This is a genomic window from Chachezhania sediminis (assembly GCF_009765275.1).
Taxonomy (GTDB): domain Bacteria; phylum Pseudomonadota; class Alphaproteobacteria; order Rhodobacterales; family Rhodobacteraceae; genus Chachezhania; species Chachezhania sediminis.
Genome location: NZ_VOPH01000002.1, coordinates 656,671 through 672,282, shown reverse-complemented (window position 1 = coordinate 672,282; position 15,612 = coordinate 656,671). Strand labels below are relative to the sequence as shown.

Genomic DNA, 15,612 nt, shown 5'->3' with positions numbered 1-15,612 from the left:
CCCGCCGCCTCACAACCCGAGGTCAAGCTTGCCCAAGTCGGTTCGCGCCGCCACTCTGGAAAGCAATCGGAGGAGACCCGGAATGCACCCCACCATCGAACGCACGGTCGAGATCGTGTCGAAGGGCGACGAGGCCCTGCTCCACGAGGTCCTGGCGGAAAATGTCCGCTTCCGGCCCCCCACCTACTGGGCGACCTGGGAAGGCCGCGAAGCGGTCGCCGCTGTCCTGGGGCATGTGGGGCAGGTCTTCACCGACTTCCGCTATCGCCGGATCATGGGATCGGGCAATGACTGGGCCTTGGAATTCCAGTGCAGGGTCGGCGATCTGGATGCCGTGGGCGTCGATCTTCTGACCCTCGGCCCCGACGGCCTGATCGAGACCTTCGAAGTCGTCATGCGGCCGCTTAAGTCGATCGCGGCGCTCCGCGAGGCGATGAATGAACGCGTGTCGACCGATCCCCGCTTCCTGGAGTTCAGGAGAGGGCTGAGATAGCGCTCTCTTCGCCTCCTGGACCGGTGGCGCCCACGGCGCTGTCCCGCCTGGCCAAGAGCCGGACATCGGCCGACCCTGCCGCAGATCTCCATTCGCGCAACGGCCTGCCCCAGCGGGCGGGCTGTTGCCCCCTTGCGTGCATGTCGGCGTTGCCGAACGGCCCCTGGCCGGTCGAATGACCCTGCCCCCTACCCCGGCAGGCCGCTGAACCCCAGAAGCAGCCCGTAGATCACAAAGCACACCGCCAGCAGGCGCCGCACCCAGATGTTGAAGACAGCCGCCAGCGCAGACCGCCCCATCAGCGCGCCCAGCGCCGTGTAGCTGCAATAGCTCAGCGCCGTGATGGTCAGGGCCGTGGGCATGATCACCTGCATCTGGGTCCAGATCGGCACGCCCGGTTCGACGAATTGCGAAAAGGCGGCAAGGTAACCTGCCAGGCTTTTCGGGTTGATCGTGGCGATGGCCAGCGCGTGCATGTAGATGTGGGTCGCCGGTTTTTCGTCCAGAACCACCGTGTCCCCGGCCCGTAGCCAGCCGCGAATCCCCAGCAGGATCAGTGTCAGCGCGCCCGCGATCTTCAGCGCCAGAAAGGCCGTGGGGGCCGCAACCAGCAGGGCCGTCACCCCCAGCGCCGACAGGATCATGAAAGCCGTGGCCTGGGTGAGGATCGCCAGCACCCCCGGTAATGCCCGCACGAAGCCGAAGGCCAGGCCGTTCGAGATGCAGTTGACCGCATTGGGTCCCGGCGTCGTCACGAAAACCACCCAGAACAGGGCGAAGACGATCCAGCCATCCATGCTCACGGCGGTCTCTCCCTTGGTCCCGGCCGGGTTTGCGGCGTACCTTATGACCGGCACTATCGGGCCGCAATATCGGCCATCCCGAACCTCGGCTAACTTTACGCGGAACAATCGCGAAACCGCGACGTTCTCGGTAGACACTTCCAAATACCGCATTTCCCGCTAGGGTGGCTTCGCCGTGCGGGTCTTTCCTGCGGCCCACGTAATGGAGTTAGAAATGACCAAGTTCCGTATCCTCACCGCGACCGCAGCAGCGGCCGCCGTTTCCATGGCCCTGGCCGCGCCCGCGATGGCGGAGGATCACGTCGCAATGGGGACCCTTGACTGTGATGTCTCCGGTGGCCTAGGCCTGATCCTGGGGTCCCAGAAGAAGATGAACTGCACCTTCAAGAAGAAGGACGGTGGCGTCGAGGACTATACCGGCAAGATCACCAAGGTCGGGATCGACATCGGCAAGACCACCGAAGGCCACATCATCTGGGAGGTCTTCGCCACCAAAGGCAAGCATGACGCGGGCGAACTGGCCGGCACCTATGCCGGCGTGGGCGGCGAAGTGACCATCGCGGGCGGCATCGGCGCCAATGTGCTGGTCGGCGGCTTCAAGAATTCCTTCGCGCTGCAGCCGTTCAGCGTGTCGACCCAGGCCGGCGCGAACATCGCGCTCGCCGTCGAGACGGTCACGCTGGAATACGTGGCGCCGGCCCCGGCGTCCAACTGATCCGTCAGCGGATCCATGTTACGGGGCCGGGTGCGCGATGCGCCCGGCCCATTTCCTTTGCCGGTCCGGCTTTTTTGCAGGCCCGTCTTTGCAGGCCCGTCTATAAAACCCGATTTTACGGCCAGTCGGACCCTCAGATCCGGCCGAAGGTCTCGGCCAGGATCGCTTCCAACGCCGTCGCATCGCCTTCCGTGAAGGCGTCCGGCCGGTCGCTGTCCAGATCGAAGACCGCGATCACCTCTCCCGCCCCGTTCCGGACCGGCAGCACCAGTTCCGACCGTGTCGAGGACGCACAGGCGATATGCCCCGGGAAGGCATCCACATCGGGGACCAGCTGCGCCTCTCCGGTCCGCGCGGCCGCGCCGCAGACGCCCCGGTCGAAGGGGATGACAAGACAGCCATGGCCGCCCTGGTAGGGCCCGATCTTCAGCAGGCCCGGTTCGACAACGCGATAGAACCCGGTCCAGTCGAAGCGGTCGTCGGCATGGTGCACCTCGCAGGTGACCGTCGCCATCAGGGCCACCGGATCGGTCTCGCCCTCGGTCAGGGACCGGATCGTGGCGGCCAGCTCGTCATAGTCCACGTGCGCCATTGCACTTTCCTTTCCAAGGCTGTCGGCCGCCGGCAGGGTCCCGGGCGCCTGAACCGCGCCCCTCGCGCCCGAGGCGGGCAGACGGATCCCGCAGGGATCCGTCCGGGGCGTGCGGGCGAGCCCGTCGGGGGCGCGATACCGCCCCCGCGATCCCGTCCCGCGGCGGGGTTTCAGACCCGCTCGATCGCGATGGCCGTGCCTTCGCCACCACCGATGCAGATCGCGGCCACGCCCCGCTTCAGATTGCGCTTTTCCAGCGCGTTCAGCAGCGTGACGATGATCCGCGCGCCGGACGCACCGATCGGGTGACCCAGCGCGCAGGCGCCGCCGTTCACGTTCACCTTCTCGCGCGGGATGCCCATTTCCTGCATGAAGGCCATTGGAACGACGGCGAAGGCCTCGTTCACTTCCCACAGGTCCACATCGTCCGTCGACCAGCCGATCCGGGCCAGCAGCTTCTGCGCCGCCGGCACCGGGGCGGTCGAAAACCACGCCGGCGCCTGCGCATGCGAGGCATGGCCCAGCACCCGCGCCCGCACCGTCAGCCCGCGGGCCAGCGCCACCTCTTCCGAGGCCAGGACCAGCGCCGCCGCGCCGTCGGAAATCGACGAGGCATTGGCGGCCGTCACCGTGCCGTCCTTGCGGAAGGCAGGCTTCAGCGTCGGAATCTTGTCGGGAAGCGCGCTTTTCGGCTGCTCGTCCTCGGCCTCGACGCTCTCGCCCTTGCGGGACTTGACCGTCACCGGCGTGATCTCGTCGGCGAAGGCGCCGCTTTCCATCGCCGCCAGCGCGTTCGACAGCGAAGCCAGCGCGTATTCGTCCTGTGCCTCGCGGCTGAACTGGTACTTCTCGGCGCAGTCCTCGGCAAAGGTGCCCATCAGGCGGCCCTTGTCATAGGCATCTTCCAGCCCGTCCAGGAACATGTGGTCCACGGCGGCCGTGTGCCCCATCCGGGCCCCGCCGCGCATGTTGGGGATCAGGTAGGGCGCATTGGTCATGCTTTCCATCCCGCCCGTGATCATCACGTCGTTGTGGCCCAGCGCGATCTGGTCGAAACCCAGCATCGCCGCCTTCATGCCCGACCCGCACATCTTGTTCAGCGTGGTGGCCGGAACCTCTTCGCCCAGGCCGCCCAGGAACCCGGCCTGGCGGCCCGGCGCCTGACCCTGGCCTGCGGGCAGGACACAGCCCATAAGGACCTCGTCCACCGTCTCGGCCCCGGCGCCCGCCAGGGCGGCCCGGATCGCCGCCCCCCCCAGTTCGGCCGCCGAAACCCCGGCAAAGACCCCCTGGAAACCGCCCATGGGCGTGCGCGCGGCCCCCGCGATGACAACGTCCCTCATGTATTCCTCCGTACGAAACCTGTGCGTCCGGTGCGAACGCCCGTCCCTGAATACCGAATGCTAAGGATTGGCGTCTAGGCTCAACTCCCGAACAGCTGCGTGAAGGAGCCAGCAATGGGTTTGAAATGCCGGGTTACAGGCGACGTCCTGGTGGTCGCGGTCGACCTGTCGCGGATCGACGCGGCCATCGCCATTCAGTTCAAGGAAGACATGCGATCGGAAACGCAAACCGGGCCGGACCGGGTGATCCTGGACCTGTCCAAGGTCGATTTCATCGATTCCAGCGGGCTGGGCGCCATCGTCGCCGTGCGCAAGCAATTGGGCGACGCGCGCCGCCTGGACCTGTCGGGCCTGACGCCCACGGTCAAGAAAGTGTTCCAGCTGACGCGGATGGACACCGTGTTCAAGATCTTCCCCGATCTCGACGACGCGATGGCGGCCACCGCCTCCTGATCGCCGGATCCCGGATCCATCGGCCGGTCGCGCGCGGCGGCGGACCCGACCGATGCAGGGGACGTCAGAAAGAACACGGTCAACCCGGCAATCGGCCAGGCACGACGGGGCCGGTCGCACCGACCGAAGGCAACAAGGATCGTGGGATGGCCCCGGTTGGCCCAAGGATAGAACTCGGCTTCAAAGCGACAGAGACGGGCACCCGCGCCGCCCTGACCGACGTCATCGGCCGGCTGCGCGACGGCGGGCTGGAGTCGACCATGCTGGGCTGTATCGAGATCGTGCTGGCCGAGACGCTGAACAACATCGTCGAACATGCCTGCGCCGGGCAGCCGGACGGGCAGGTGCGGGTCCGGGCCCGGCTTACCGACCTTTACCTTCTGGTCATCGTCGTCGACAACGGCCGGCCCTATCCCGGGAACCGGCTTCCCCCCTATGCCCAGCCCGCGGTGGCATGTGAACTCGACAGCCTGCCAGAGGGCGGTTTCGGCTGGGCCTTGATTCGTGAGCTGACCGACCACGTCCAGTACCGGCGCCACCGCAACCGGAACGTTCTGACGTTAAGCATCTTCCTGGAGCGCGAGCTGTCCCGCGCCTTCTGCCGCTAGGTTCTGTGCGCCGGGGGGCGGGCAAGAGTGCGGGCGACCGGTTGCGTTTTGCGCACCGGTTTGCCGGGCTGACCCGGGTCGTCCCGATCAGAAGGGCACCAGGTGGGGGAAAACCGGTCGAGGTTGGAACGCAGCGGGGGTCCGCAGCGGCCAAGGAGCACAGATCCAACCACCTGCCTGCGCCAGGGCGATGCCTGTACGGCCATGGGCGCGGCTCAGGTCCGCTTGCGATAGGACCGCGACCCGGGCATCGGTTCTTGAAGGCGCCCCATTCCGGCCAAATCCACGCCGCAATTTCGGATTAAGCCGGGATCTGCGCCATCCGGCGCATTCCTCGGCACCGCGTCACCACGCCCCCACCCAGACCGCGGTGCCGGGGACTTCTGTCCCCCGAACCGGTCTCAGTTCAACTGGAAATGCAGGGAATAGGCGCCGTCCTCGAACGGGCCGAACAGGTCGGGCACATCGGGATGGTCCACCGGTTCGCCCGAACAATCCGCTTCCAGGTTCTGCTCGGACACATAGGCCACATAGTAGCTGTGGTCGTTTTCGGCCAGCAGGTGATAGAAGGGCTGTTCCTTGATCGGGCGGCTTTCCTCGGGGATGGCTTCGTACCATTCCTCGGTATTGTTGAATTCCGGGTCGACATCAAAGATCACACCACGGAACGGGTGCTTCCGATGCCGGACGACCTGACCCAGATTATATTTCGCGTGCGTCTTGTGCATGTGTGGCGTGCCCTTTCTGACGCAGTGGTACTCGGTTTCGCCCGGGAATGTCCATGCGACGCCGACATACAGGAAAGGAAACAGTGTGTGAACACAGGCCCTGCATCCGGGCCCTCACCGGAACCCGCCGCCCCAACGGGAACGTGTTTCCTTTGCGCCCGATCTTGGTGTAGAGTCTTAAAAAAATACAAACACCGTTCGAGGCAGATGAGCAGACGTCTGATAGCGGTGGTGGGGCTTTTGATGCTGGCGTCCTGTGGCGGCAGTCATAAGCCGCCGCCCAGTAACCTTAACAACGCGTGCAGCATCCTGGCTGAGCGCCCCGAGTACAAGCGTGCCTTCCGCAGGGCGGAAAAGCGCTGGGGCGTGCCCGTGCATGTACAGATGGCCACCATCCACCAGGAAAGCAGTTTCCGGTCCGACGCGCGCACGCCGCACAAATACGTGCTGGGCGTGATCCCGATGGGCCGGCAAAGCAGCGCCTATGGCTACAGTCAGGCGCTGGACGGCACCTGGGAGGAATACAAGGTCAAGACCGGCAACCGGAGGGCCAAGCGCGACCGGATCAGCGACGCGACCGACTTCATGGGCTGGTACATGACCCAGACCCAGGCGAAGAACGGCGTGCGGCTGAGCGATGCGCGGAACCAGTACCTTGCCTATCACGAAGGCCATGCAGGCTTTGCCCGCGGCAGCTATAACAACAAGGTCTGGCTGGTGGGCGTCGCCGACAAGGTCGACGCCCGCTCCAACATGTATGCCGTCCAGCTGAAATCCTGCCGCTAGGCCCCGCGGCCTGGCGCCTTTCCCGCAGGTTTCCGGCCGGTCTGTCCCGCACTGCCCTATCGGTTGCGCGAAGGCGACTTGTCCGGCAGCAGGAACAGCCGCGACGGCAGGTCGTGGCCCGTCTCCATCTCGCCCAGGATCACCGTCGTCTTGGCGCCGGCGCCATCGACGACCACCCATTTCCGAAGCTCGACCGGGTTGCCGGTGAAGAACAGGTCGATCCGCCCGTAATCGGGATGTTCGGGATCCTGTGCCGACACCACGGTCGATGTCCCGTCGAAACCGTGACCCACCACCATGTTCGCCCGCCCGAGGTCCACGTTGGGCGCCAGCACGATCGACAGCGGTGTGCGGTTCAGAGCATAGGTCTCGGGGCCGACATTCGACTTCGGGTCATAAATTTCTACTGCACCGTTCCGGGCCATCACCGTGGCCCCGTTCGGCGGGTCGTATTCGAAGCGCATCTTGCCCGGGCGGGAAATCCACAGGTGCCCGGTGTCCAGCGTCCCGTCATTGCTGATCTGGGTAAAACTCGCCTCGGCCGTCTTCAGCTGGTTCAGGTAGGACGACAGCGTGCCCAGGTCCAGCTTTTCCGCCGCCGCCAGGGGCAGCGCGGAAAACGCGGTCGCGGCGGTCACAACGGCTGCCGCCAGGGCGGTTCGGATGGTACGGATCATGGTCAAGGTACGGATCGCTTTCCCTGTAGCGGGGTCTGCAGCGGGGCGAAGGTCCCCCCTGCTTCTGTCGGGTTCAACACCCTAGATAGGGTCACGGTTCCATCCTTGCCAATGCCAGGCGGCGATCAGCCCTGTTCCGGCACCAGGATATCGCGCTTGCCGACATGGTTCGCAGGCGACACGACCCCCTCTTCCTCCATCTGCTCGACCAGGCGCGCGGCCTTGTTATAGCCGATGGCCAGCTTCCGCTGGATGTAGGAGGTGGAGCATTTGCGGTCCTTGATCACGATCGCGACAGCGGTGTCATACAGCGCATCTTCGCCATCGGTATTGCCGCCCAGGCCCAGCACCGCGTCGATATCGCTTTCGCGATCCTCGTCCGGCCCTTCGACCACGCCGCCGATATATTCGGGCGGGCCAAAGGACTTCAGGTGGCGCACGACCTCCTCGACCTCTTCATCCGACACGAAGGGCCCGTGGCAGCGGGTGATCTTGGCCCCGCCGGCCATATAGAGCATGTCGCCCATGCCCAGAAGCTGCTCTGCCCCCATCTCTCCCAGGATGGTGCGGCTGTCGACCTTCGACGTCACCTGGAAGGAAATCCGGGTGGGGAAGTTCGCCTTGATCGTGCCGGTGATGACGTCGACCGACGGCCGCTGCGTGGCCATGATCAGGTGGATGCCCGAGGCCCGCGCCATCTGTGCCAGACGCTGGATACAGGCCTCGATCTCTTTGCCTGCGACCATCATCAGGTCGGCCATCTCGTCGACGATGACGACGATATAGGGCAGCCTGACCGGCATGAAGGCCTCGGTCTCGAACACCGGCTCGCCCGTGTCGTCGTCGAACCCGGTCTGGACCGTGCGGCTGAACATCTCGCCCTTGTTCAGCGCATCGGCGACCCGGCTGTTGTAGCCCTGGATGTTCCGGACGCCCATCTTGGACATCTTGCGATAGCGCTCCTCCATCTCGCCCACGACCCATTTCAGGGCCACGACCGCCTTTTTCGGGTCGGTCACGACGGGGGACAGAAGGTGCGGGATGCCGTCATAGACGGACAGTTCCAGCATCTTGGGGTCGATCATGATCAACCGGCAATCTTCCGGCGTCAGCTTGTAAAGCAGCGACAGGATCATGGTGTTGATCGCCACCGACTTGCCCGACCCGGTGGTCCCGGCGATCAGAAGGTGGGGCATCTTGGCCAGGTTGGCCACGACCGCGTCGCCACCGATATCCTTGCCCAGCGCCAGGGGCAGCGGCATGGTCGAATCGCCGAAGTCGCGGGTCGCGAGGATCTCGCGCAGGACGACCTTCTCGCGGTTCTCGTTCGGCAGTTCGATCCCGATCACCGACCGGCCCGGCACGGTGGACACACGGGCCGACAGCGCCGACATGGACCGGGCGATGTCGTCGGACAGGCCGATCACACGGCTGGCCTTCAGGCCCGGCGCGGGTTCCAGTTCGTACATGGTGACAACGGGGCCCGGGCGGACGCTGACGATCTCGCCCTTGACGCCATAGTCGTCCAGCACGTTTTCCAGCATGCGCGCATTTTCTTCCAGCGCCTCGTCCGACAGGTAGTGCCGTTCGACATCGGCCGGATTTTCCAGGAGCGCCAGCGGCGGCAGTTCGAAATCGGCGATGCGCTCCTCGAAAGCCAGGCCCGGCTGCGCCTCTTCCGCGGCGCGGCGCGACGGCGACGTGGCACGGCGGGGGGCGTACTGGACCACTTTCTTGGGCTGTGCGGGGACCGCACGTGGCATCACCGGCTCCTGCGCCGTCAGCGGCAGGGCGGCATCGTCGTCCTCGTCCTCGTCTTCATCTTGGTCCTCGTCCCGGGCAAAATCGGTATTGCCGCCCAGATAGGGATCGCGGCGCGGCTCGACCCGGGCCGAGACGGGAGCAGCGGCTTCCGGCGCGCCGAACGGATCCTCGTCCTCGTCATCCTGATCCATTTCGGGTTCGGGCATGGCGGCGCGGGGGGCCGGCTCCGGCATCGGTTCGGGTGCGTGATCGCGGACCACGCGCAGCGGCGTGGGTTCGGCGACAAAGTCCTCCTCGGGCTCCGGCGCGTATTCGGCGGCAGGCTCGGGCGCATAGTCCGCCACGGGCTCCGGCACGTACTCGGCCACGGGCTCGGGCGCGTGGTCCACCGCGGGCTCCGGCACGTACTCGGCGACCGGCTCTGGCGCACTCAGCGGCGGTTCGTCCCGCGAGGCAGTCAGCGGCGGCGCCGGCGGCACGGCAGCCGGGCGACGGGTGTCCAGCACCAGCGGGGCGGGACGGCGGCCCCGGCCACGGGTCAGCGGACGGTCGGAATAGTCGATCTCCGGCTCGGGTTCCGGCAGCGGCGGGGCGGTGCGGCCACGGGCGCGGACCGCGTCGACGATCTTGGCCTTGATGCGGTCGTCGCCCGGCATCTCGTCATAGCCTTCGACGCTGCCCTGCTCGACCAGTTCGGGCTGCGGCATCGCAGGTTCGGACGAAGTCGCGCGGCGGATGAGCGAGATCAGGCCCCCGGTCAGAGACGTCGGCGCCTCGGGCGCCGGAGCGGGTGCCGGAGCAACCACGGGGCGCTTGGCCCTGGGTGCGGGCGGGACGGTGGGCGCGACCACCGGCGGAGCCGGCGGAACGGCAGGCTGGGCAACGGCCGGCGGGCGCTTGATCTCGGCCGCCTTTGGGCGCGGTTCCGGTGCAGGCGCCCGAGCAAGCTCCGGTTCCGGGTAGAAGTCGTCGTCCCGGCCATAATCGTCGACCACGGCATATTGCGCAGCCGCGGCCGCAGCCGCCGCTTCGGCCTTGGCGGCGGCCCGTGCCTCGCGGCGCGCCCGGGCGGCAGCGGCGGTCTTCTGCGCCCCGCTGCCCAGCGCATTCATCAGCCCGTTATAGCCCATGACGGCCCCAAACAGGGCAAATCGCAGGGCGTTCAGGATCTCGCGCCCGGTGAAACCCAGAACGAAGGCAAAGACGTAGAGGCTGCCAAGGCCCAGCGCGACCGAGACGGATTTCAGCGCCAAAGTGGTTTCGAACGGCAGGGCGGTCAGCAGGACACCCAGGACCACGTCGCCCCATTTCCCGCCCAGGCCCGCATCCTGTGCCTGGATCCAGTCGGGCTCGGGCACCAGCGTTGCGCAATAGGGCGCGGCCAGCAGGAACACGAGGATTGGCGCAAAGATCAGGCGGGCGACACGGTCCTCGCCCCGATGGAACATCATCCGGCCGCCCCAGACTGCCAGGATCGGGACAAAGACCCAGGACGCGATGCCGAAGAAGAACATGAGATACGCCGCGATCGACGCCCCCACCTGCCCGGCCATGTTCCGCACCGGCGCGTCGGTCGACGCCATCCAGTTCGGATCCTCGGGCGAATAGCTTGCCAGAATCACCGCGACCAGTGCCGCAAGCGCCACCAGGCCAAGGCCCATCAGCTCTCGACCCCGCCGTTGCAAGGCAGACTGCATGTCGCTGTCGAAGAGCGGATCTCGCGCCCGGGTATTATAGGCCATGCGGTCTTCTGCTCCCTACTTGTACAGGCAATCGCGCAGGGCGATCAGCCCGCGCACCATCTGGTCCTTCTCGGCCACCATCGCGACCCGGATATATCCCTTGCCCGGATTGGCGCTGCCTTCGCCCTGCGCCAGGTAGGCGCCCGGCAGGACGCGCACGCCGGTTTCGGTCCAAAGCTTCAGCGCCGCCGCTTCGCCGTCGTCGACCGGCAGCCACAGGAAGAACCCGGCCTCGGGCCCCCGATAGCCCTGGACAACGCCCAGGACCTCGTCTGCCGCCAGGAATTTTTCCTGGTATAGCCTGCGGTTCTCCTCGACATGGACCTCGTCGGCCCAGACGCGGGCCGCGGCCGCCTGAAGGGGCGCCGGCAAGGGCGCGCCGCTATATGCGCGAAGCTGTTTCATCCGCGCGATGTTCCCGGGGCCCGAAACGGCGAAGCCAGAGCGGAGCCCCGGCAGGTTCGACCGTTTCGAGAGCGAATGAAACGCCACCACCCGGTCGGGATCGCTTCCACGGGCCCTCAACACCTCCAGAATGCCCGTGGGCGCCTGATCCCGAAAGATTTCGGAATAGCACTCGTCCGCAAAGATGCGGAAATCGTATTGTTCTGCCAGGTCCAGCAGATCGTTCCAGTACTGGGCCGTCGCCACCGTCCCCTGCGGGTTGGCCGGCGAACAGATATAAACGGCGACGGTCCGGTTCAGGATTTCCGGGTCCATCGACGCGAAGTCCGGCAGGTGGCCGGTCGCAGCCGTGGCCGGGGCAAAGACGGGCTCCGCCCCCACGGAAATCGCGGCCACCATGTAGACCTGGTAGAACGGGTTCGGCGCGATGACGACCGGCCGCTTGCCGTTCTTCGTCTCGGGCAGCAGCGCCATGGCGACGTTGTAAAGCCCTTCGCGGGTTCCGTTCAGCGGCAGCACGTGGGTGTCGGGGTCGGCGGCATAGCCATAGCGCCGCGCCAGCCACCCGGCATAGGCCGCGCGCAGATCCTCCGACCCTTCGTTGGGCGGATAGGAGTTAAAGCCCGCGGCGTGTTGGACGATGGTATCGGTGACCCAGGACGGAAACGCATGCTTGGGCTCGCCGATGGTCATGTGAATGACATCGCCGCCCGGTGCATGCGCGTCCAGCAATTCCCGAAGACGCGGGAATGCATAGACCGGTAGGTTCGAAAACCGCTCGGGGAAATCCATCGATACTGCCTCTGATACGGGATCGTTTTCGCCCCGCTTTGGCAGAAATCTACCCCGGCGTTCAGTTCCGGTCCAGTTATTCGTGTGCGTTCGCCGACGTTTGTGGCATTCAGGCCAGCGCCGCCTCGGCCGCCGCCCCCAGGCGCAGCAGCCGTTCTTCCGACGCGGGCCCCGCCATCAGGGAAATCCCGCAGCTGGGCACGCCCGTGGGCAACGTCAGCGCCGCCTGCCCCATCAGGTTGCCGACGCGGGTATTGCGCAGCGCCATCAGGTTCGTCTTGACATAGTACTCCTCGTCCGAGAGCAGCCGGTCGAGGTTCGGCGGCAGGATCGCCGCCGTCGGGCACAGCACCGCGTCGAAGCGCGCCGTGACCTTCGCCCAGATCGCCCGCACCTCGTCCAGCTTCAGCCAGGCAGCGACGAAATCCGGCGCCGTGACCGATGCCCCCTGCCGGAACCGCTTGAGGATTTCCGAAAACATCTTTTCCGGCGCCGCCTCGATCTCCTCGCGCCAGGTGCCATAGGCCTCGCCCGGGAAAACGACGGGGGACAGCATCATCGCCTCTTCCAGTTCCGGCACCTCCAGCGGTTCGACGGCAAGACCGGCAGCCTTCATCCGTTCGACGGCGCTTTCGAAGGCCGCGCGGGGCGCGTCGTCGATTCCATCGAAGACCGAGGTCTGAAGAATCGCCATCTTCCGCCCCTTCAGCGTGGCGCCGCGCAGGTCGGCGGGTTTGCCGCCTTCCAAGAGCGCCAGCCCCAGCGCCGCGTCCTCGACCGTGCGGGCCAGCGGACCCACCGTGTCGAAGGAAGCGCAGAGCGGCACCGTCCCTTCCAGGCTGACCCGTCCATGCGCGGTCTTCAGGCCCACCAGGTCGTTCCAGGCCGACGGCACCCGGACCGAGCCGCCGGTGTCCGACCCGATGGCCAGCGGCGCCAGCCCGAAGGCGACCGATGCCGCGGCGCCCGACGACGACCCGCCCGGCAGGGCATCGGGGTCGTTCACGCAGGGCGGCGTGTTCGTGATCGGGTTGTAGCCCAGGCCGGAAAAGGCCAGTTCGCTCATATGCGTCTTGCCCAGGCAGACGGATCCAAGCGCGGTCGCGGTGGTCAGGACCTTTGCATCCGTGGCGGGGATCCGGTCCTTCAGCAGGGCCGATCCGCTTTCGGTGGCGACGCCCGCGGTGTCGAACAGGTCCTTCCAGGACACCGGCACCCCGTCCAGCGGCGACCGCAGCAGGCCCAGCCGGGCCCGTTCCGACGCTGCCTTGGCTTCAGCCAAGGCTCGGTCTGGCGTGGTGCGGGCATAGATGCGATCCTTCAGCGGATGGCCTTCGATGGCGTTCAGCTGCGCCTCGGTCAGGGCCACCGGGTCGATCTTGCCCGCCGCAATGCCGCGCCCCAGATCCGCCGCGCTCTGTTTCAGCCAGTCGTTCATGATATGCCTCCGTGCCGGTTGCGCGGACGGTAGCGACAGTGCCGCATCTGGACAATGGCGCAGGCGGACGCATATTCGCGGTTATGGAACACGCAAGCGATATCCTGATCGTCGGTGGCGGGCTGAACGGCCCGGTGCTGGCCCTTGCCCTTGCAGGCGCCGGTTTCGGCGTGACGGTGATCGACGCCCTGCCGGCGCCGGTCCGCCACGCCCCCGGCTTCGACGGCCGCGGCTATGCCCTGGCACTGGCCAGCCAGCGTCTGCTGGACGCGGTGGGCCTGTGGGACCCGCTGGACGACGACGCCCAGCCGATCCTTGAAATCCGGGTGACCGACGGCAACGCCGGACAGGGCCCCGGCCCCTTCTGGATGGGCTTCGACCATGCCGAGATCGAGGAAGGCCCGATGGGCTTCATGGTCGAGGATCGCCACCTGCGCGCCGCCGTCATGGACGCGCTGGATCGCACGCCGCAGATCACCCAGCTGAGCGGCCGCCAGGTCGTGTCGCAGGAGGTGGGGCCGGCCGGTGTCACCGTTACACTGGACGATGGTTCGACCCTGACCGGCCGCTTGCTGATCGGTGCCGACGGGCGCAACAGCGGCACCGGCGCCCGCGCCGGCATCCGCCGGATCGCCTGGTCCTATGACCAGACCGCACTGGTCGCGGCCATCGGCCACACGCTGCCCCACAACGGCACCGCACATCAGTTCTTCATGCCCGAAGGCCCGCTGGCGATCCTGCCCCTGACGGGCAACCGGTCCTCCATCGTCTGGTCGACATCGACCAAGGCCGCGCGGACCCTTTCGGTACTGGACGACGACGCCTTCCTTGCCGCCCTTCGTCCCCGTTTCGGCGATTTCCTGGGCGACCTGTCCCTGGCCGGCGCGCGGTTCTCCTATCCGCTGGGCCTGTCGGTCGCCTACGACTTCGTGGCGCCGCGGGTGGCCTTGGTGGGCGATTCCGCCCACGGCATGCACCCGATCGCGGGCCAGGGCCTGAACGTGGGGCTGCGCGACGTGGCGGCCCTGGCCGAGGTCCTGACCGACGCGAACCGCCGGGGCGAGGACATGGCATCCATCGACGTGCTGGAACGCTATCAGCAATGGCGCCGGTTCGACGCGGTATCGCTGGCAATGGCGACGGACGGGTTCAACAGGCTGTTCTCGAACGACAATCCGCTGCTGCGCATGGGCCGTGACCTGGGCATGGGCCTGGTCCAGTCGCTGCCGGGCCTGCGCCGAAACTTCATCCGCGAGGCCGCGGGCCTGTCCGGCGCCCTGCCCCGCCTGATGCAGGGTCAGCCGCTTTAGCCACCGATCAAAAGACGGATCGCCCGGGGACCGCGAGGTCGTGTGCGGCGCAGCCGTGCACGGCCGGGGGGGACCGGTCGCCCGGCAATCCGCGGCCCGGCCCGGAAACCGCCCGTTCAGTCCAGCTTGCGCGCCTCGTCGATCAGCATCACGGGGATGCCGTCCCGGATCGGAAAGGCCAGACCGGCCGGGCGGGAAATCAGCTCCTGCGCCGCGGCATCGTATTCCAGCGTGGCCTGCGTCTGCGGACAGACCAGCGCTTCCAGCATGGTCCGTTCGGTCTGCAATTTCGGATCGCCAGTACTCATTGCAACCGTTCCTCTCCGCCTGACCGCAGTGTGAATTCGATCAGCGTTACCAGCGTCTCGCGCCGCGTCGACAGCGACGGCGCCTCCAGCAGGGCCTGCTTGTCCTCGGGTTCGAAATCCAGAAGCATCGACAGCGAGTTGATCAGCAACTCGTCCTCGGCCCCTTTCAGCGTGTCCCAGTCCGTGTCCAGCTTCCGCGCGGAAAAGAACCGGTGCAGCAGATCCATGAAGGCGTCGCGGTCGAATTCGGTGTCGGCCTCGGCCCGGCCCATGTCGCGTTCGAACCCGTCCCAGGTGACCTCGGTCCGGCGATAGGGGGTAAAGCCCGAAATCTCCCTGCTGACCCGAAACCGCGACACGCCGGTCAGCGTGATCAGATAGCGCCCGTCCTCCGTCTCGGAAAACTGGGTCACACGCCCGGCACAGCCAATGGAATGCAGCGATTCCTCGCGCCCCGGCAGCGGGTTCGGCTGGATCATCCCGATCAGCCGCTGTGGCGTCTTCAGCACGTCCTCCATCATCTGAAGGTAGCGCGGTTCGAAGATGTGCAGCGGAAGCCGCGACCGGGGCAACAGAAGCGCCCCGGGAAGGGGAAACACCGGAACGATGTCGGGAAGATCGGCAGCCTGGAACATCACATCAAGGTAGCCCGTTC

General features: G+C 66.7%; 16 protein-coding genes. 6 read left to right on the top strand and 10 right to left on the bottom strand.

The annotated features are described in order from the left end of the window. Window positions 1-82: 82 nt before the first annotated feature. Window positions 83-493, top strand: coding sequence for a nuclear transport factor 2 family protein (locus tag FQK05_RS08125; RefSeq protein WP_158965510.1), 411 nt, complete (start codon window positions 83-85; stop codon window positions 491-493). Between the two features lie 188 nt (window positions 494-681). On the opposite strand, the gene FQK05_RS08120 is transcribed toward FQK05_RS08125, so the two are convergent. After that, window positions 682-1,296: a LysE family translocator gene (locus tag FQK05_RS08120; protein ID WP_158965508.1), complete on the bottom strand. Its 615-nt coding sequence runs from the start codon at window positions 1,294-1,296 to the stop codon at window positions 682-684. A 214-nt stretch (window positions 1,297-1,510) separates the two neighbouring features. On the opposite strand from FQK05_RS08120, the gene FQK05_RS08115 reads away from it, so the two are divergent. Beyond that, entirely contained in the window at window positions 1,511-2,011 is a 501-nt protein-coding gene (locus FQK05_RS08115; protein ID WP_158965506.1) for a DUF992 domain-containing protein, read from the top strand. Window positions 2,012-2,144: 133 nt separating this feature from the next. Here the strand turns inward: FQK05_RS08115 and FQK05_RS08110 are convergent, their stop codons facing one another. Together FQK05_RS08110 and FQK05_RS08105 are read right to left on the bottom strand one after the other, a co-directional pair. After that, entirely contained in the window at window positions 2,145-2,603 is a 459-nt protein-coding gene (locus FQK05_RS08110) for a GAF domain-containing protein (RefSeq protein WP_158965504.1), read from the bottom strand. 170 nt (window positions 2,604-2,773) lie between these two features. Beyond that, window positions 2,774-3,946, bottom strand: a complete 1,173-nt coding sequence (locus tag FQK05_RS08105) for a thiolase family protein (RefSeq protein WP_158965502.1) — start codon at window positions 3,944-3,946, stop codon at window positions 2,774-2,776. A 114-nt stretch (window positions 3,947-4,060) separates the two neighbouring features. Here FQK05_RS08105 and FQK05_RS08100 point away from each other — a divergent pair, with 114 nt between their 5' ends. Together FQK05_RS08100 and FQK05_RS08095 are read left to right on the top strand one after the other, a co-directional pair. Further along, on the top strand, window positions 4,061-4,399 hold the full coding sequence (locus tag FQK05_RS08100; protein ID WP_158965500.1) for an STAS domain-containing protein: 339 nt from the start codon (window positions 4,061-4,063) through the stop codon (window positions 4,397-4,399). Between the two features lie 146 nt (window positions 4,400-4,545). Then, entirely contained in the window at window positions 4,546-5,007 is a 462-nt protein-coding gene (locus FQK05_RS08095) for an ATP-binding protein (RefSeq protein ID WP_158965498.1), read from the top strand. 401 nt (window positions 5,008-5,408) lie between these two features. Here the strand turns inward: FQK05_RS08095 and hspQ are convergent, their stop codons facing one another. Continuing rightward, complete coding sequence (hspQ, locus tag FQK05_RS08090) at window positions 5,409-5,735, bottom strand: heat shock protein HspQ (RefSeq protein WP_158965496.1); 327 nt, start codon at window positions 5,733-5,735, stop codon at window positions 5,409-5,411. A 207-nt stretch (window positions 5,736-5,942) separates the two neighbouring features. Here hspQ and FQK05_RS08085 point away from each other — a divergent pair, with 207 nt between their 5' ends. Beyond that, a complete protein-coding gene (locus tag FQK05_RS08085; protein ID WP_158965494.1) occupies window positions 5,943-6,521 on the top strand; it encodes a transglycosylase SLT domain-containing protein in 579 nt (192 codons plus the stop codon). 56 nt (window positions 6,522-6,577) lie between these two features. Here the strand turns inward: FQK05_RS08085 and FQK05_RS08080 are convergent, their stop codons facing one another. The 4 genes from FQK05_RS08080 to FQK05_RS08065 form a co-directional block, all read right to left on the bottom strand. Next, window positions 6,578-7,198, bottom strand: coding sequence for a LolA family protein (locus FQK05_RS08080; RefSeq protein ID WP_158965492.1), 621 nt, complete (start codon window positions 7,196-7,198; stop codon window positions 6,578-6,580). A gap of 125 nt (window positions 7,199-7,323) precedes the next feature. Beyond that, window positions 7,324-10,704 carry a DNA translocase FtsK 4TM domain-containing protein gene (locus tag FQK05_RS08075; protein ID WP_158965490.1) on the bottom strand — a complete coding sequence of 1,127 codons (3,381 nt, stop codon included), beginning with the start codon at window positions 10,702-10,704 and terminating at the stop codon, window positions 7,324-7,326. A gap of 15 nt (window positions 10,705-10,719) precedes the next feature. Next, window positions 10,720-11,901: an aminotransferase class I/II-fold pyridoxal phosphate-dependent enzyme gene (locus FQK05_RS08070; protein ID WP_158965488.1), complete on the bottom strand. Its 1,182-nt coding sequence runs from the start codon at window positions 11,899-11,901 to the stop codon at window positions 10,720-10,722. Window positions 11,902-12,010: 109 nt separating this feature from the next. Then, window positions 12,011-13,339, bottom strand: coding sequence for an amidase (locus FQK05_RS08065; RefSeq protein ID WP_158965486.1), 1,329 nt, complete (start codon window positions 13,337-13,339; stop codon window positions 12,011-12,013). Between the two features lie 83 nt (window positions 13,340-13,422). Between FQK05_RS08065 and FQK05_RS08060 the strand changes: the two genes are divergently transcribed. Next, entirely contained in the window at window positions 13,423-14,649 is a 1,227-nt protein-coding gene (locus FQK05_RS08060; protein ID WP_158965484.1) for an FAD-dependent monooxygenase, read from the top strand. Window positions 14,650-14,765: 116 nt separating this feature from the next. Here the strand turns inward: FQK05_RS08060 and FQK05_RS08055 are convergent, their stop codons facing one another. Then, a complete protein-coding gene (locus tag FQK05_RS08055; RefSeq protein WP_158965482.1) occupies window positions 14,766-14,957 on the bottom strand; it encodes a Trm112 family protein in 192 nt (63 codons plus the stop codon). Continuing rightward, window positions 14,954-15,592 (bottom strand): LON peptidase substrate-binding domain-containing protein, encoded by a 639-nt coding sequence (locus tag FQK05_RS08050; protein WP_158965480.1) that lies wholly within the window; start codon window positions 15,590-15,592, stop codon window positions 14,954-14,956. The genes FQK05_RS08055 and FQK05_RS08050 overlap by 4 nt, the downstream gene beginning before the upstream one ends. Between the last annotated feature and the right edge of the window lie 20 nt (window positions 15,593-15,612).

Excerpts from the sequence above, each read along its gene's own strand:
- FQK05_RS08125 (WP_158965510.1), top strand. The coding sequence starts at position 83 with ATGCACCCCACCATCGAACGCACGGTCGAGATCGTGTCGAAGGGCGAC.
- FQK05_RS08115 (WP_158965506.1), top strand. The coding sequence starts at position 1,511 with ATGACCAAGTTCCGTATCCTCACCGCGACCGCAGCAGCGGCCGCCGTT.
- FQK05_RS08110 (WP_158965504.1), bottom strand. The coding sequence starts at position 2,603 with ATGGCGCACGTGGACTATGACGAGCTGGCCGCCACGATCCGGTCCCTG.
- FQK05_RS08105 (WP_158965502.1), bottom strand. The coding sequence starts at position 3,946 with ATGAGGGACGTTGTCATCGCGGGGGCCGCGCGCACGCCCATGGGCGGT.
- FQK05_RS08100 (WP_158965500.1), top strand. The coding sequence starts at position 4,061 with ATGGGTTTGAAATGCCGGGTTACAGGCGACGTCCTGGTGGTCGCGGTC.
- FQK05_RS08095 (WP_158965498.1), top strand. The coding sequence starts at position 4,546 with ATGGCCCCGGTTGGCCCAAGGATAGAACTCGGCTTCAAAGCGACAGAG.
- hspQ (WP_158965496.1), bottom strand. The coding sequence starts at position 5,735 with ATGCACAAGACGCACGCGAAATATAATCTGGGTCAGGTCGTCCGGCAT.
- FQK05_RS08085 (WP_158965494.1), top strand. The coding sequence starts at position 5,943 with ATGAGCAGACGTCTGATAGCGGTGGTGGGGCTTTTGATGCTGGCGTCC.
- FQK05_RS08080 (WP_158965492.1), bottom strand. The coding sequence starts at position 7,198 with ATGATCCGTACCATCCGAACCGCCCTGGCGGCAGCCGTTGTGACCGCC.
- FQK05_RS08075 (WP_158965490.1), bottom strand. The coding sequence starts at position 10,704 with ATGGCCTATAATACCCGGGCGCGAGATCCGCTCTTCGACAGCGACATG.
- FQK05_RS08070 (WP_158965488.1), bottom strand. The coding sequence starts at position 11,901 with ATGGATTTCCCCGAGCGGTTTTCGAACCTACCGGTCTATGCATTCCCG.
- FQK05_RS08065 (WP_158965486.1), bottom strand. The coding sequence starts at position 13,339 with ATGAACGACTGGCTGAAACAGAGCGCGGCGGATCTGGGGCGCGGCATT.
- FQK05_RS08060 (WP_158965484.1), top strand. The coding sequence starts at position 13,423 with ATGGAACACGCAAGCGATATCCTGATCGTCGGTGGCGGGCTGAACGGC.
- FQK05_RS08055 (WP_158965482.1), bottom strand. The coding sequence starts at position 14,957 with ATGAGTACTGGCGATCCGAAATTGCAGACCGAACGGACCATGCTGGAA.
- FQK05_RS08050 (WP_158965480.1), bottom strand. The coding sequence starts at position 15,592 with ATGTTCCAGGCTGCCGATCTTCCCGACATCGTTCCGGTGTTTCCCCTT.